Below are 14098 nucleotides of genomic sequence, written 5' to 3' on the forward strand. Positions count from 1 at the left end.
ATTTACCTTGGGGTATATGTAACGTAGGGTACAATCATTTCTTCCAGCGAAATCCCCCCATGTTGAAATGTCTCGTTATAATAATTCACGAACTGGTTATAATTGTTGGGGTAAACAAAGTACATATCCTCTTTAGCAAAAATAAAACTGGAACTGACATGCAGTTTCGGGAGCAGGGCTTCATGGGGATTTTTAATATGAAAAACCTCTTTAGCGGCGAAATTGAGGTTCTTCCCTTGTTTATACCGTAAGTTCGTATTCGTATTTCTATCGCCTATTACTTTGCTGGCGTGTTTTACTTTAATCGTGCCATGATCGGTGGTAATTACCAGTTTGATATTCTTTTGAGCAAGTTTCTTCAGGGCATCCAGCAAAGGTGAATGTTCAAACCAAGAGAGCGTCAAGGAGCGATAGGCGGCTTCATCGTTAGCAAGCTCACGAATCATTGCCATGTCAGTTCTGGCATGGGATAGCATATCTACAAAATTATAAACGATAACGTTCAGCTCATTGCTCATCAGGTTATTCAAATTCTCTACAACTTCCTTGCCCTGCTCAAAGGTTAGCACTTTGGTATACGAGTGCTTAACGTCTCGTCGTAACACGCGCTGAATATGATCTCCCAAAAACTGTTCCTCAAAAAGGTTTTTCCCTCCTTCGTCTTCATCATTCTGCCACATAGTGGGGAAACGCTTCTCCATATCTAAAGGCATTAATCCCGCGAAAAGCGCATTTCGAGCATATTGAGTTGCAGTGGGAAGAATGCTATAGTAAGTATCCTCCTCATCTACTCTGAAGTATTCCGAGATGATTGAATTCATTACTTTCCACTGGTCATACCTTAAGTTATCAATCAAAATAAAAAAGGTAGGCTTGTTACTTTCCAAACTTGGAAAAAGTTTCTTCTTTAGGATTTGATGCGACATTACCGGCCCCTCCTCCGGAGTTTTCAGCCAGCCCAAATAGTTCTTTTCTATGAACTTAGAGAACTGAACGTTCGCCTCGGCCTTCTGCATTGTCAAAATCTCGTGCATCCCCTCGTCTTCAAGCTTCTCCAGGGATAACTCCCAGAAAACTAACTTCTTGTAAACGTCCACCCATTCAGCAAAACTCAGGTGGTCATTCAGGGTCATCCCCAGATTCCGGAAGTCTTGCTGATAAGCCATCGAGGTTTTTTCACTGATTAATCGCTTGTTCTCGGTAAACTTCTTAATGGTAAGGAGGACTTGTTTAGGGTTCACCGGCTTAATCAGGTAATCATCGATCTTAGAGCCGATAGCATCCTCCATCAAATGTTCCTCTTCATTTTTAGTGATCAGCACAATAGGAACATCGGGATTTATATTCTTTATTTCCGCTAGGGTTTCCAAACCAGTAAGGCCTGGCATATTTTCATCCAAAAAGACCAAATTATAATGTCCTTTTTTAAACTCCTCCAGCGCATCATTTCCGTTTGTTACTGTTTTTACTTCATAACCTTTCTCATTTAGTAACATAATATGAGGTCTAAGTAGATCTATTTCGTCGTCCGCCCATAGGATCGTTGTATCTTGCATAATTATTGCTATAAATTTTTCTCAGCCAAGTTATAACACTTGAACTTGTTTTTTGTATCGTAAAAATTAACAATTTTTGCACCGGAGACCATATCTTGAATAAGAAAAAAATCATTAACGATCCGGTTTACGGATTTATCACCATACAGTCCGACTTAGTCTTTGATCTGATTGAGCATCCTTATTTTCAGCGACTACGAAATATAAAGCAATTGGGCATGACCCATCTCGTATATCCTGGCGCTATTCATACCCGATTCCACCACGCGTTAGGAGCAATGCATCTGATTGGTCTGGCTATAGAAACACTCCGAAGCAAGGGGCATACTATTACTACTGAGGAAGAGGAAGCTGCTACTATCGCGATCCTGCTGCATGATATTGGACACGGTCCTTTTTCTCATGCCCTGGAACATACGATTGTCGAAGGAATATCCCATGAGCACATCTCAACCCTGCTTATGGATAAGCTGAATAAGGAATTTGACGGAAAACTAAGTCTGGCGATAGAGATATTTAATAACCGATACGCTAAATCATTCCTATATCAACTGGTGTCAGGGCAGCTTGACCTTGACCGAATGGATTATCTCAACCGCGACAGCTTCTTTACCGGCGTATCTGAAGGGATCATCGGCTTTGATCGTATCATAAAAATGCTGGATGTCGCCGAAGGGCAAATCGTAATAGAAGAGAAGGGAATTTATTCGATTGAAAAATTCTTAATTGCGCGAAGGCTGATGTATTGGCAGGTGTACCTACATAAAACCGTGATTGCCGGTGAGCAGCTACTGGTGAAGATATTGGATCGGGCCAAACAGCTCGCTTTGAGAGGTGAAGAGCTCTTTGCCACTCCAAACTTTGCCCATTTCCTAAATCGCAAAGTAAGCAAAGAGGATTTTGAACAAGATGGAATCCATCTGCAGCGCTTTGCAGCTCTAGACGATTACGATATTTATACCTCTGTAAAAGTTTGGACCAGCCATACGGATCTCATTCTGTCAACACTTTGCCACAATTTAGTAAACAGAAACCTTTATCATGTAGAAGTAACTAATCGGCAGCCGGCTCGCGAACAAGTGGAATTGCTGAAGTTGCGTGCTATAGCGAAGTACGGAATAACAGAGAAGGACGCCAGCTACTTCGTCTTCACCAATAGCATCAAAAACAATGTTTATCATGTTGGCGATGGAAATATTAATTTGTTGATGAAAGATAAGTCGATAAAAGAGATTACTGAAGAGTCGGATAACTCAAACTTGCTGGCCCTTTCAAAAACAGTTAGAAAACACATTTTGTGCTACTCGAAAGACCTAAAATGACCGTTCTAAAATGTAGCTCGAAACAATTTTCAAGTGCAGCCCTTAAAATTTGTTCATAAACTAATAACATATAACTTTGCCCGATGCAATTTACTGCTGAGCAAATCGGAGTTTTACTTAATGGGAGTGTGGATGGCAATCCGTACGTTACAGTAAACAATTTGGGTAAAATAGAGGAGGCCGTAGAAGGAGACCTCTCTTTTCTTGCCAATCCTAAATACGAACCTTATCTGTACGAAACCAAAGCTTCAGTAGTAATTGTTTCCGAATCGTTTGTGCCATCCTCTCCTGTGCAAGCCACTTTAATTCGGGTAAAAGATGCTTATAGCGCCTTTTCAATCCTACTGGAGAAGTATAACACCATAAAGAACAATAAAGTTGGCATTGAAGATCCTGTTTTTATTCATCCCACTGCAAAAATCGGGAAGGATGTTTATATCGGGGCCTTTGCTTACATCGGGGCCAATGCTGTAGTAGGAGACAATAGTAAAATTTATCCTCAGGTCTATCTTGGAGATAACACGGCAGTAGGTGAATACTGTACCTTGTTTGCGGGAGTGAAAGTTTATGCAGATTGTAAAATAGCGAACCGGGTAATTATCCACGCAAGCAGCGTAATTGGCAGTGATGGTTTCGGCTTTGCTCCTCAGCAAGACGGCAGCTATAGCAAAGTAAGCCAGATTGGAAATGTTGTTATAGAGGATGATGTCGAGATTGGTTCAAACACATCAATCGACCGCGCTACGATGGGCTCGACGATTATCCGAAAAGGGGTAAAACTAGATAACCTTATTCAACTTGCTCACAACGTAGAAGTAGGGAAAAACACGGTTATTGCTTCGCAAACAGGAATTTCAGGAAGCACCAAAATTGGCGAACAAAGCGTCATTGGAGGTCAGGTGGGGATCGTGGGTCACATCACCCTGGCAAAAGGGACACAAATTCAGGCGAAATCAGGGATCAATCGCTCAATAGAAGAAGAAGGAAAAAAATGGGCTGGTGCTCCGGCTGTTCCTTACTCCCAGAACATGCGAGCTCAGGTAGTAATCAACCGACTTCCCGATCTAGAGAAGAAAATTGAGCAGCTTGAACGTATAATCAACGAGAAATTAAAATAAAAAAGCGGATATATCAAAGTATGAATGTTAAACAGCGCACTATAAAAACAGAAGTTACTGTCTCTGGCTCTGGCTTACATACGGGGCAACCCGTAAATATGACTTTTAAACCTGCCCCTGAAAATCACGGGTACAAGTTTAAAAGAATAGACATTGAGGGACAGCCCATAGTTGACGCTGATGTTGACAATGTTACTGATACATCCCGCGGAACCACCATTTCACAGAATGGCGCCAGTGTCAGCACGGTTGAACACGTTTTGGCTTCCTTGGTGGGACTGGAGATCGACAATGTCCTGATTGAACTTGATGGACCTGAAACTCCTATCATGGATGGAAGCTCGATGCTTTTTATTGATGCCCTTGAGAAAGCAGGTTTTGTAGATCAGAACGCCGAAAGAGAATACTACCACATCCCCTACAATATCCATTATTCTGAAGAGGAAAGAAAAGTGGAGATGGTAGCGATGCCTTTAGACGGCGATTACCGATTCACCTGTATGATTGATTACAACTCAGTCGTACTGGGAAGTCAACATGCTGCGATCACCACCATCACCGATTTTAAAAAAGAAATTGCGTCTAGCAGAACTTTCTGCTTTCTGCATGAACTGGAAATGCTTTTGGAGCATAACCTGATTAAGGGCGGAGATTTGAACAACGCTATTGTGGTTGTGGACAAGGAAGTAAGCAAGGATGAGTTAAAGCACCTGGCAAAACTGTTTAATCGGGAAGATATTGATGTTGCTCGCGAAGGCATTCTAAATAATATAGAGTTAAGACACCAAAATGAGCCTGCCCGTCATAAGCTGCTCGATATGATTGGTGATCTTGCCCTTGTAGGAGTTCCACTGAGAGGCCACATAATGGCTGCCAGACCCGGCCACGCCGCAAACGTCGCTTTTGCTAAAAAAATCAAGGCGCAGATTAAAAAGGAACGCAGCAAAAAAACTGTGAAGGTGTATGATCCGAACGTGCCGCCGGTATACGACACCGTTCAGATTATGAACATCCTGCCACACAGGCAACCATTTTTGCTGGTTGACAAGATATTAGAGCTTACTAAAAGTCACGTTGTAGGGGTAAAAAATGTAACAATGAATGAAGAGTTCTTCAAAGGCCATTTCCCCGGTCAGCCTATCTTTCCAGGAGTTCTGCAAATCGAAGCGATGGCCCAAACAGGAGGAATTCTGGTTCTGAACACTGTGCCAGACCCTGAAAACTGGCTTACCCTGTTCCTAAAGATCGAAAATGCGCGTTTCAAAGATAAAGTGATCCCCGGAGACACACTTATCTTCCGTTGTGATCTTATTGCACCTATCAGACGTGGAATTGCCCAGATGAAAGGTATAGGCATGGTTGGTGAGAAAATAGTCGTAGAGGCTGAACTTATGGCCCAAATAGTAAAAGTTAAAGAAGGTTAAAGAATGATCCAACCCTTAGCATATATCCATCCGCAGGCAAAAATTGCAGATAACGTTGTAATTGAACCCTTTGTTACTATCCACAAGAATGTGGAGATTGGCGAAGGAACCTGGATTGGCCCTAACGTTACCATTATGGATGGTGCCCGCATCGGAAAAAATTGCCGGATATTTCCGGGAGCTGTTATTTCTGCTGCTCCACAAGATTTGAAATTTGCAGGCGAGGAGACCACCGTCGAAATAGGTGACAACACCACCATTCGCGAATGCGTTACTATTAACCGCGGCACCAAAGACCGCTGGAAAACCGTAATTGGGAAGAACTGCCTCATTATGGCCTATTGCCACGTTGCGCACGACTGCGAAGTCGGAGACAACTGCATCTTTTCAAATAACACTACTATTGCAGGTCACGTTACTGTCGGTGATAATGTCGTACTCGCAGGAATGGTGGCAATCCATCAGTTCTGCAAAATTGGCTCGCACGCCTTTGTAACAGGCGGTTCGTTGGTGCGGAAAGACGTACCTCCGTATGTTAAGGCAGCCCGGGAACCTCTTTCTTATGTCGGTATCAATTCTGTGGGACTTCGGCGTCGCGGTTTTAGTTCGGAAGCCATTAACGAAATTCAGGATATCTACAGGACCCTATTTGTCAAGAAGTATAATATCAGTACAGCTCTCGATCTTATTGAGGCTGAACATCAGCCCACGGAGATACGTGATGAGATCTTAGACTTCATCCGCAATTCTAACCGTGGTATCATGAAAGGCTTTTCAGGGGCTTAGAAGACTGCCGGTTGATATGAAGATTTTACTGGAAAATATCGGCCGGCGGTTCAATCGTGAATGGATTTTCAAAAATCTGAACTACACGTTCGAAACGGGGGAAAGTTATGCAATTTTGGGCAGGAATGGTTCGGGCAAGTCTACATTACTACAGATCATTGCGGGAAGCCTGACACCGTCTGAAGGAAGAATTACCTACCTTCAGGATTCGAAGAAGCTGGACCCCGACTACGTTTTCCCTAATCTTAGTATTGCAGCCCCCTATTTGGACCTTGTTGAAGAGTTTACCCTTACAGAACTGATCAACTTCCATTTCAAATTCAAGCGGTTTTATGCACATTTCGATACTCCCGCGGTCATCAAGTTATTAGGCCTCGGCTCTTCTCGTCATAAACCGCTAAAATATTTTTCATCGGGCATGAAGCAACGAACAAAGCTTGCCCTCGCATTTTGTTCAGATACCTCCGTTCTACTGCTTGATGAGCCTACAGCAAATCTCGATAGCCAGGGAATTGCATGGTACAGAAGCTGCATCGAGACTTTTAGCGAAAGGCGTCTGGTTATTATCTGCTCGAATCAGGAACACGAATACGACTTTTGCCAAGCCCAACTGAACATCCTTGATTATAAGTAAGGTCTTTTACCCGCGGGAAACAAAAGCCCTAATAGTCTTTCCTTTTAGCGACCAAAATTTTTATCTTTGCGCCTCAAAACCTAAGTAATTTATGGCTAAAGCTTCTGATATTAAAAACGGTAATATACTTCGTTTTAACGGCGAATTGGTAGCAGTTGAAGAATTTATTCACCGTACTCCCGGTAACCTTCGTGCTTTTTACCAGGCAAGAATGCGGAACGTTAAAACTGGCAAATTGGTAGAATACCGTTTTCGTACTGACGAAGAGGTGGAAATTTGCCGGGTTGAAACAAACGACTATCAATACCTTTACGAAGATGGCGACTTCTTCGTAGTGATGGATAACACGACTTACGAGCAGTTCAATATCCCCAAAATCCTTTTCGGAGATGCTGCAAAGTTTATCAAAGAAGGAATGAATGTGGTTATTGCGTTTGAAAGTGAAGAACCAATAATGGCACAGGCGCCTACGAGTGTTGAATTGGAAATAACGTACACTGAGCCAGCGGTAAAGGGCGACACTTCCACTAACGCTACAAAATATGCAACTGTTGAAACGGGTGTAGAAATTCGAGTTCCTTTATTTATTAATCAAGGAGATAAAGTAAGGATAGACACTCGTACCGGTGACTACATCGAGCGTGTAAAATAGTAGTATTTCCAGTATAAAGATTAAAGTTTAGGTTGATTGAACGGCCGCGAAGAACATTCGGGCCGTTTTTTTATTTTTAAGCAGTGGAGAAACAACTATTAAGAAAGCTATATCTGGAGAAACGAAAATCCCTTACACCTCAGGAAGTTGATCAGCTTTCTACTGCTATTTTGAAGCAGTTTCAATCGCTGGACTTTCAAAGCGTCAAACTATTACATACCTATTATCCAATTGCTGGGAAGTTTGAATTTAATACACAGATTCTGACGGAATGGCTTCGTCAGGCTCACCCCGAAATCATGCTTGTCCTGTCGAAAAGCGACCTGCAAAACCACACGCTACAGCATATAATATGGGAAAGAGAAACACCTCTCGCCATGAACCAATGGGGAATTACGGAACCTACGGACGGTGAAACTGTTGCTGCAACCGAAATCGACATGGTACTCATCCCACTATTAGCCTATGACCTGGATGGCAATAGAATTGGCTATGGCAAAGGGTTTTACGACCGGTTTCTGGCTGACTGCAAACCTGCCTGTCTTAAGGTCGGTATTTCTTTTTTTGCTCCCGTTGATGAAAGTTTTGAGACAAATGAACACGATATACCCCTGGACTTATGCCTTACCCCCGAAAAAATATGGCATTTTAAAAAATAGCGGGAAACCCGATCCTAAATATCTAATTCCAGAAGCACAGGACAGTGATCAGAATGTACCGCTTCACACAAAATGGAGGCCCGCTTCAGATGAGGCTCCAACTCCTGCGAAACCATATTATAATCGATTCGCCATCCCAGATTCTTCTTCCTGGCCCCTGCTCTAAAACTCCACCAGGTATAGTGATGAGGATCCTCGTTAAAATACCTGAACGAGTCGATAAAGCCGCTATTAATAAAGTTCTCCATCCACTCGCGCTCAACGGGGAGAAAGCCGGAAGAATTGGCGTTGGATTTAGGATTATGAATATCAATGGGCCTATGACAGATGTTATAGTCACCAGAGATGACCAATTTTGGATGTTCAACTTTCAACTTCCCGATATACTCCTGAAAATCGTCTAGGAAGCGATACTTGAAATCTTGCCGGACATCTCCACTCGATCCGGATGGGAAATACGTGCTCATTACTGAAAAATCCTCGAAATCGGCTCGGATCATCCGGCCCTCGAAATCATAGTCGCAGTGGCCGCAACCGTATTCAACTTTTTTGGGAGTTACCCGGGTGAAAATAGCTGTACCGCTGTATCCCTTTTTCTGTGCAGGATACCAGTAATGCTCATACCCAAGTTGTTCCAGCAAGAGTAGATCCGGAATTTGATCGGGGGACGCTTTTATCTCCTGAAGACAAATAACATCGGGATTTGCGGCTTGCAACCAGGATAGCCAATTTTTAGTAATAGCAGAGCGAATGCCGTTTACATTGTACGTGATAATTTTCATTAACGGGCATTCATTATTAAGTTTTGACGGAAAGCTTGTTTGATCAATTCCTTCTCCAGCTTTTTAACATCCCGCTTTTTAAGGACCGATAGTTCCATGCGCACATCCTCCAGCGGACGATCATTGCCATCTGTCTTCATATCTGCGATTGCGTCCACCATTTCAATTCCCTTCACTATCTCGCCAAACACAGTATAATTCTGATCAAGAAAAGGGGTTCCACCCACAGTTTTGTAAACCTGCCGTTGCTCAGCAGGGATCTTTCGGCCTTTCAGTCGTGACTGTTCAATCCGATCCAATTCCTCATCCGAATAAGTTCTACCCTGAACAAGATAAAACTGGGAAGCGTTGGAGTTCTTTTCAGGATTTTCATCTCTTGCCGCAGCAATCACTCCACGTTTATGATACAGCGTAGGATTAAACTCCGCCGGTACCTTGTAGCCTAAATCTCCCTCACCTAGTACCTGACCGGAAGTAGCATTTTTTGAAGTGCCATCCCCCCCTTGTATCATAAATTTATTGATTACCCTATGAAACAAGGTTTTATCGTAAAAGCCGCTTTTTACTAACTTCACAAAATTGTCCCGATGCTTCGGTGTTTCGTTGTATAATTTGACAATACTCTCCCCTTTGGAAGTTTTTATCCGAACGTAGGTATGAGAAGGCTTCGCAGCATATGCAGTAGCCACAGCGAAGCTAAAAAATACTATAAGAAAGTGTTTCATTGATGCTTTACCCCTTTTTTGTAAGATCAAGAAAGTATTTTAAGGTTTAATATCCCTTTTTTGACTATGCGTTTTCTTGAAAATAATTAACAATCAGCGACTTCATGATCAGCTCTTGTTCCAGCAAAGTATAGTTAGGAATCGGCTTTACCAGCCGCCAGTGTGGCCATCCGTCCTGATCAAGCCCTTCCAGCTCATAGAATCCCATCTCACTGAAGAGACGGCAATTTGCTATATGCATTAACTCTTCTTTCTGTCTCTTTGAAAACTTTCGAGGCCCCTTCCCTAACTCCTGAACTCCTATAAGGAACAGCATCACCTTCATATCAGGCTCATCCATCCCAAAATCATGTGCAATCCTCGCCTGGAGTTTCTTCCAATTTTGATTAATCTCAGCAGGTGTCATGAAACAAAGATAACTAATGCTATTCTGTCATATTCCTCGTTTATGTCATAATATTTGTATATTCAAAACTGTTCGACCTGCAATTTCAGGCACAGGCTCGTTACTTATTAACACACATTGTTATTACTCATTTATTTTTCAAGCCATTATTCATAGCACAGGTGTGATGTTGAAAAATAATTAAATAGCGGTATTCGTTTTTAAAGTAATTTAATAGTAGTTAAAAACTGGCATACATTTTTCTGGTTCTATTAATACCTGTCCTACAGGAATCGTTCTTAAATCTCGCATACATGGAAGAAGACTTTGAATTTGAATTCTCTGAAGACCCAAAATTTTCAGTAGAACGATACGAGGAAATGATCCGAAATCAGGATCAATATTTTTTTGACGCACAAGCATTTGAAAACATCATAGACTATTATATTGAAAAGAATGACCCGATTAAAGCACTTCAGGTAGTGGAATACGCTGTAAATCAGCATCCATTTGCTGCGGTATTCTTTATTAAGCAGGCACAACTATTTGTAGCTACAGGTCAGATTGATAGTGGTTTTGAAGCACTGGATAAAGCAGAGCTTCTTGAGCCATCGGAAGCCGATATCTTCTTAATAAGGGGCAATATTTACCAGGTTTTGGAGCGGCATGATGAGGCACTTGATAATTATAAACGGGCGCTTACCCTCGCTGAAAATACAGACGACATCCATCTCCATATCGCCATGGTTTATCAAAACATGGGTGATTACGAAAGTGCCATCCATAGCTTGAAAGAGTGTTTGAAGCAAAACATGGAGAATCAGGATGCTCTGTATGAGCTCGCATTTTGCTATGACGTGCTCGACAAACAGGAAGAAAGCATTCAGTTCTACAAACAGTACATTGATACGGAGCCCTACTCCTACGCTGCCTGGTATAATCTGGGGAACGCTTACCACAAAATGGCCTTATATGAAATGGCCATCGACGCCTATGACTATGCCATACTCATCAAGGAAAACTTCGCATCTGCCTATTTTAATAAGGGCAATTCACTGGTACACCTTGATCGCTTTACCGATGCTATAGATGTGTACAAGCAAACCTTCGAGTACGAGCCACCCAACGCCGATACTTATTGCGCGATAGGGGAATGTTATGAAAAGCTGGAGCAGATGGAAGAGGCCAGGGCCTACTACAAGAAGGCGGTAAAAATGGATACGAAGCTCGCCGACGCTTGGTTTGGAATCGGGGTAACACTGGATTTTGAGGACCGGCACTTTGAGTCATTGCACTTTTATAAAAAGGCGCTGGCTATTGACGACAAGAATCCTGATTACTGGTTTGCGATAGCGGATGCGCAATACAAACTGGGACGTTTAGAAGAATCTGAAAAAGCGTATGAGAAAGTGATTGAGCTAAATCCGGTTGATGTAGAGGCTTGGCTCGACTTTTCTTCTATCCTGTACGAGCAAAACAAGCTGTTGCAAGCTATAGAAACTATTGCGCTCGCAATCAAAAATAATCCAGACGCAGCGGAGCTTTATTATCGGATGGTGGCTTACCTGTTTGCTGAAGGTCAGTACAACGAGGCGCTAAACTGTCTTGAAATAGCCTTGAAGATTGATCCTGAAAAGCACGAAATTTTATTCGAGTATTTACCACAGTTGCAAAGCAACAAGGTAATAATCGAGATCATCAACAAGTACCTGCTGAGATAATCATTCTTTTAAAATTTAAGAAATCCAATACTTTTATCACATAAGTATTGGATTTTTTTTGTGAGATTTGCAGCCGTATGATTAATTTCAGTTTGAATCAGATTCCTGAACGCACCCAAAAGCCACGGGATAAAGGGATAACCATGGTAATGGACAAAGGCCTGAGCGTGAGGGAAATTGAAAACTTCATTGAAGTAGCTGGCCCTCATGTGGACATCGTCAAGCTAGGATGGACAACTTCTTTCGTGACCCCTAATCTCCAGCAGAAATTAGATGTATATAAAAGCGCGGGTATCCCTGTTTACTTTGGCGGGACCTTGTTTGAAGCTTTTGTAATCAGAAATCAGTTTGAAGATTACCGCCGGGTGCTCGACAAATACGGAATGCAATTCGCAGAGGTTTCAGACGGATCTATTGATATTCAACATGACGAGAAGTGTGAGTTCATTAGAAAGCTCAGTACTCAAGTGACGGTAATTTCTGAGGTTGGTTCAAAGGATGCACAGAAAATATTCGCTCCATATAAATGGATTAAGATGATGCATGCAGAGCTGGAAGCAGGATCCTGGAAATTGATCGCTGAGTCGCGTGAAGGAGGTAATGTGGGGATTTACCGCGATTCAGGAGAGGTTCGGGAAGGTTTGGTCGATGAAATTCTAACGCAGATTCCAGAAGGAACGATCATCTGGGAGGCTCCTCAAAAAGATCAGCAAGTTTGGTTTATCAAACTTATTGGATCGAATGTGAACCTTGGAAACATTGCACCAGCAGAGGTCATTCCATTAGAAACTATTCGCCTTGGACTTCGCGGGGATACTTTCAATCATTTTTTAAAAACAGTTTAACCTGACAAAGCTTTAACTAAAATGAAGAAGTTCGGGTTGATTGGTTTTCCTCTGGGGCATTCATTCTCAAAAAAATATTTCACCGAAAAATTCGAAAGAGAGGGTCTGAAAGATCACTCATATGAGTTGTATCCCATAGAACACCTTAGCGCTTTCGAAGATCTTATTAACTCTGAGCCCGAGCTCTGCGGGCTCAACGTAACTATTCCTCATAAAATAGGAGTAATGTTCTATCTCGATAAAATTGATCCTGCAGCAAAAGCTATCGATGCTGTAAACTGTATCAAAATTATCAAGCAGCATCCTGTTGAATCATTTTTTACAGGCGAGCTTTCCTCTATGAAGGTGAGGCTGGAAGGCTACAATACGGATGCCCATGGATTTGAGAACTCGTTGAAACCACTACTGAAACGGCATCACACCAAAGCACTTGTGCTAGGAAGCGGAGGTGGTGCCAGAGCTGTCACGTATGTCCTTTCAAAGCTGGATATCGACTATAAAGTTGTTTCAAGAAAGAAGGCCAGGAAGCAAATCAGGTACGAGGACCTTACTAAGAGCATTATGGAAGAGTATTTGCTCATAATAAATACAACTCCATTAGGTATGGCGCCAAACGTTGAAACTTACCCTGCAATACCGTATGAGCATTTAAACAGTAAACATCTTTTATTTGATCTGGTATATAATCCTGCTGAAACAGAATTTTTGAGACGGGGTAAGGAACAAGGGGCAACAGTAAAAAATGGAGAAGAAATGTTGCACCTCCAGGCCGAAAAGGCTTGGGAGATCTGGAAAAGTTGATGAAGTACATAGCGTACATATCAGTAGTTATTACACTTTTTCTTCTTGCTGCTTGCGGAGGCGACTATTCCCCTAAGCCACGCGGTTACTTCCGTATTACCTTTCCTGAAAAAGAGTATCAGCAATTCGACAGCATCTGCCCATTCACGTTTAAATACCCCATCTACGCAACTGTTACCCCCGACAACTCTAAGGATGCTAAACCTTGCTGGCTCGACCTGAATTATCCTCAGTTTAATGGGAAAATTCACCTGAGCTATCAGCCTATTACCTCTCAAAAAGTTTTCAATCAACTGGTGGAAGATGCCAGGACCTTTGCTTTCAAACATACTGTGAAAGCCACCGGGATTGATGAGGGACTAATCACATATCCGGAAAAGGACGTTTATGGAATTTATTATACCATAGCCGGAAATACCGCATCGTCCGTTCAGTTTTTCCTTACCGACAGCAGCCGGCATTATGTTAGAGGAGCGTTGTACTTTGACGAAGCGCCGCGGCTTGATTCGATTCAGCCTGTTCTGGATTTTGTTAAAAAGGATATCGACGTGATGATCAAATCATTTGAGTGGAAATAGCCTCCCACTGAGATCAAATCAACTCTCTACATAACATCTCAGCAACCATTCAAGAAAGTCGGAAACAAAGATAAATGTAGAAGGTTAACGCTTTGTTATTACTTTTGACT

At 42.3% G+C, this 14098-nt stretch carries 15 protein-coding genes; 11 read left to right on the top strand and 4 right to left on the bottom strand.

What is annotated here, in order from left to right:
• Nucleotides 1-2: 2 nt before the first annotated feature.
• Nucleotides 3-1556: a PglZ domain-containing protein gene (locus J4N23_RS18485; RefSeq protein WP_207429318.1), complete on the bottom strand. Its 1554-nt coding sequence runs from the start codon at nucleotides 1554-1556 to the stop codon at nucleotides 3-5.
• 95 nt (nucleotides 1557-1651) lie between these two features.
• On the opposite strand from J4N23_RS18485, the gene J4N23_RS18490 reads away from it, so the two are divergent.
• The 7 genes from J4N23_RS18490 to J4N23_RS18520 all read left to right on the top strand — a co-directional run bounded on the left by J4N23_RS18490 (nucleotide 1652) and on the right by J4N23_RS18520 (nucleotide 8151).
• Nucleotides 1652-2878 (top strand): HD domain-containing protein, encoded by a 1227-nt coding sequence (locus J4N23_RS18490; protein WP_207429319.1) that lies wholly within the window; start codon nucleotides 1652-1654, stop codon nucleotides 2876-2878.
• A gap of 83 nt (nucleotides 2879-2961) precedes the next feature.
• Entirely contained in the window at nucleotides 2962-3996 is a 1035-nt protein-coding gene (gene lpxD / locus J4N23_RS18495; protein WP_207429320.1) for a UDP-3-O-(3-hydroxymyristoyl)glucosamine N-acyltransferase, read from the top strand.
• A 20-nt stretch (nucleotides 3997-4016) separates the two neighbouring features.
• Nucleotides 4017-5420 (top strand): bifunctional UDP-3-O-[3-hydroxymyristoyl] N-acetylglucosamine deacetylase/3-hydroxyacyl-ACP dehydratase, encoded by a 1404-nt coding sequence (locus J4N23_RS18500; RefSeq protein WP_207429321.1) that lies wholly within the window; start codon nucleotides 4017-4019, stop codon nucleotides 5418-5420.
• A 3-nt stretch (nucleotides 5421-5423) separates the two neighbouring features.
• Nucleotides 5424-6206 (top strand): acyl-ACP--UDP-N-acetylglucosamine O-acyltransferase, encoded by a 783-nt coding sequence (gene lpxA, locus J4N23_RS18505; RefSeq protein ID WP_207429322.1) that lies wholly within the window; start codon nucleotides 5424-5426, stop codon nucleotides 6204-6206.
• Between the two features lie 16 nt (nucleotides 6207-6222).
• On the top strand, nucleotides 6223-6840 hold the full coding sequence (locus J4N23_RS18510) for an ABC transporter ATP-binding protein (RefSeq protein WP_207429323.1): 618 nt from the start codon (nucleotides 6223-6225) through the stop codon (nucleotides 6838-6840).
• A gap of 91 nt (nucleotides 6841-6931) precedes the next feature.
• Complete coding sequence (gene efp / locus J4N23_RS18515) at nucleotides 6932-7492, top strand: elongation factor P (RefSeq protein ID WP_207429324.1); 561 nt, start codon at nucleotides 6932-6934, stop codon at nucleotides 7490-7492.
• 83 nt (nucleotides 7493-7575) lie between these two features.
• Nucleotides 7576-8151, top strand: a complete 576-nt coding sequence (locus J4N23_RS18520) for a 5-formyltetrahydrofolate cyclo-ligase (RefSeq protein ID WP_207429325.1) — start codon at nucleotides 7576-7578, stop codon at nucleotides 8149-8151.
• Nucleotides 8152-8165: 14 nt separating this feature from the next.
• Here the strand turns inward: J4N23_RS18520 and J4N23_RS18525 are convergent, their stop codons facing one another.
• The 3 genes from J4N23_RS18525 to J4N23_RS18535 all read right to left on the bottom strand — a co-directional run bounded on the left by J4N23_RS18525 (nucleotide 8166) and on the right by J4N23_RS18535 (nucleotide 10064).
• Nucleotides 8166-8933 carry an exodeoxyribonuclease III gene (locus tag J4N23_RS18525; RefSeq protein WP_207429326.1) on the bottom strand — a complete coding sequence of 256 codons (768 nt, stop codon included), beginning with the start codon at nucleotides 8931-8933 and terminating at the stop codon, nucleotides 8166-8168.
• Nucleotides 8933-9658 carry a peptidylprolyl isomerase gene (locus J4N23_RS18530; protein ID WP_207429327.1) on the bottom strand — a complete coding sequence of 242 codons (726 nt, stop codon included), beginning with the start codon at nucleotides 9656-9658 and terminating at the stop codon, nucleotides 8933-8935. The genes J4N23_RS18525 and J4N23_RS18530 overlap by 1 nt, the downstream gene beginning before the upstream one ends.
• A gap of 64 nt (nucleotides 9659-9722) precedes the next feature.
• A complete protein-coding gene (locus tag J4N23_RS18535) occupies nucleotides 9723-10064 on the bottom strand; it encodes a hypothetical protein (RefSeq protein WP_207429328.1) in 342 nt (113 codons plus the stop codon).
• A 293-nt stretch (nucleotides 10065-10357) separates the two neighbouring features.
• Here J4N23_RS18535 and J4N23_RS18540 point away from each other — a divergent pair, with 293 nt between their 5' ends.
• From J4N23_RS18540 to gldD, 4 genes are all read left to right on the top strand, one after another.
• A complete protein-coding gene (locus J4N23_RS18540) occupies nucleotides 10358-11764 on the top strand; it encodes a lipopolysaccharide assembly protein LapB (protein ID WP_207429329.1) in 1407 nt (468 codons plus the stop codon).
• Between the two features lie 80 nt (nucleotides 11765-11844).
• On the top strand, nucleotides 11845-12609 hold the full coding sequence (locus J4N23_RS18545) for a phosphosulfolactate synthase (RefSeq protein WP_207429355.1): 765 nt from the start codon (nucleotides 11845-11847) through the stop codon (nucleotides 12607-12609).
• Nucleotides 12610-12630: 21 nt separating this feature from the next.
• On the top strand, nucleotides 12631-13410 hold the full coding sequence (locus tag J4N23_RS18550; protein ID WP_207429330.1) for a shikimate dehydrogenase: 780 nt from the start codon (nucleotides 12631-12633) through the stop codon (nucleotides 13408-13410).
• On the top strand, nucleotides 13410-13988 hold the full coding sequence (gene gldD / locus J4N23_RS18555) for a gliding motility lipoprotein GldD (protein WP_207429331.1): 579 nt from the start codon (nucleotides 13410-13412) through the stop codon (nucleotides 13986-13988). The genes J4N23_RS18550 and gldD overlap by 1 nt, the downstream gene beginning before the upstream one ends.
• Nucleotides 13989-14098: the final 110 nt, after the last annotated feature.

It is taken from the genome of Pedobacter sp. SYSU D00535 (genome assembly GCF_017355855.1).
GTDB lineage: Bacteria > Bacteroidota > Bacteroidia > Sphingobacteriales > Sphingobacteriaceae > Desertivirga.

Coding starts and splice junctions, on each gene's coding strand:
- J4N23_RS18510 (WP_207429323.1), top strand. CDS start 6,223: ATGAAGATTTTACTGGAAAATATCGGCCGGCGGTTCAATCGTGAATGG.
- lpxD (WP_207429320.1), top strand. CDS start 2,962: ATGCAATTTACTGCTGAGCAAATCGGAGTTTTACTTAATGGGAGTGTG.
- J4N23_RS18535 (WP_207429328.1), bottom strand. CDS start 10,064: ATGACACCTGCTGAGATTAATCAAAATTGGAAGAAACTCCAGGCGAGG.
- efp (WP_207429324.1), top strand. CDS start 6,932: ATGGCTAAAGCTTCTGATATTAAAAACGGTAATATACTTCGTTTTAAC.
- J4N23_RS18530 (WP_207429327.1), bottom strand. CDS start 9,658: ATGAAACACTTTCTTATAGTATTTTTTAGCTTCGCTGTGGCTACTGCA.
- J4N23_RS18485 (WP_207429318.1), bottom strand. CDS start 1,556: ATGCAAGATACAACGATCCTATGGGCGGACGACGAAATAGATCTACTT.
- J4N23_RS18500 (WP_207429321.1), top strand. CDS start 4,017: ATGAATGTTAAACAGCGCACTATAAAAACAGAAGTTACTGTCTCTGGC.
- lpxA (WP_207429322.1), top strand. CDS start 5,424: ATGATCCAACCCTTAGCATATATCCATCCGCAGGCAAAAATTGCAGAT.
- J4N23_RS18540 (WP_207429329.1), top strand. CDS start 10,358: ATGGAAGAAGACTTTGAATTTGAATTCTCTGAAGACCCAAAATTTTCA.
- J4N23_RS18525 (WP_207429326.1), bottom strand. CDS start 8,933: ATGAAAATTATCACGTACAATGTAAACGGCATTCGCTCTGCTATTACT.
- J4N23_RS18550 (WP_207429330.1), top strand. CDS start 12,631: ATGAAGAAGTTCGGGTTGATTGGTTTTCCTCTGGGGCATTCATTCTCA.
- gldD (WP_207429331.1), top strand. CDS start 13,410: ATGAAGTACATAGCGTACATATCAGTAGTTATTACACTTTTTCTTCTT.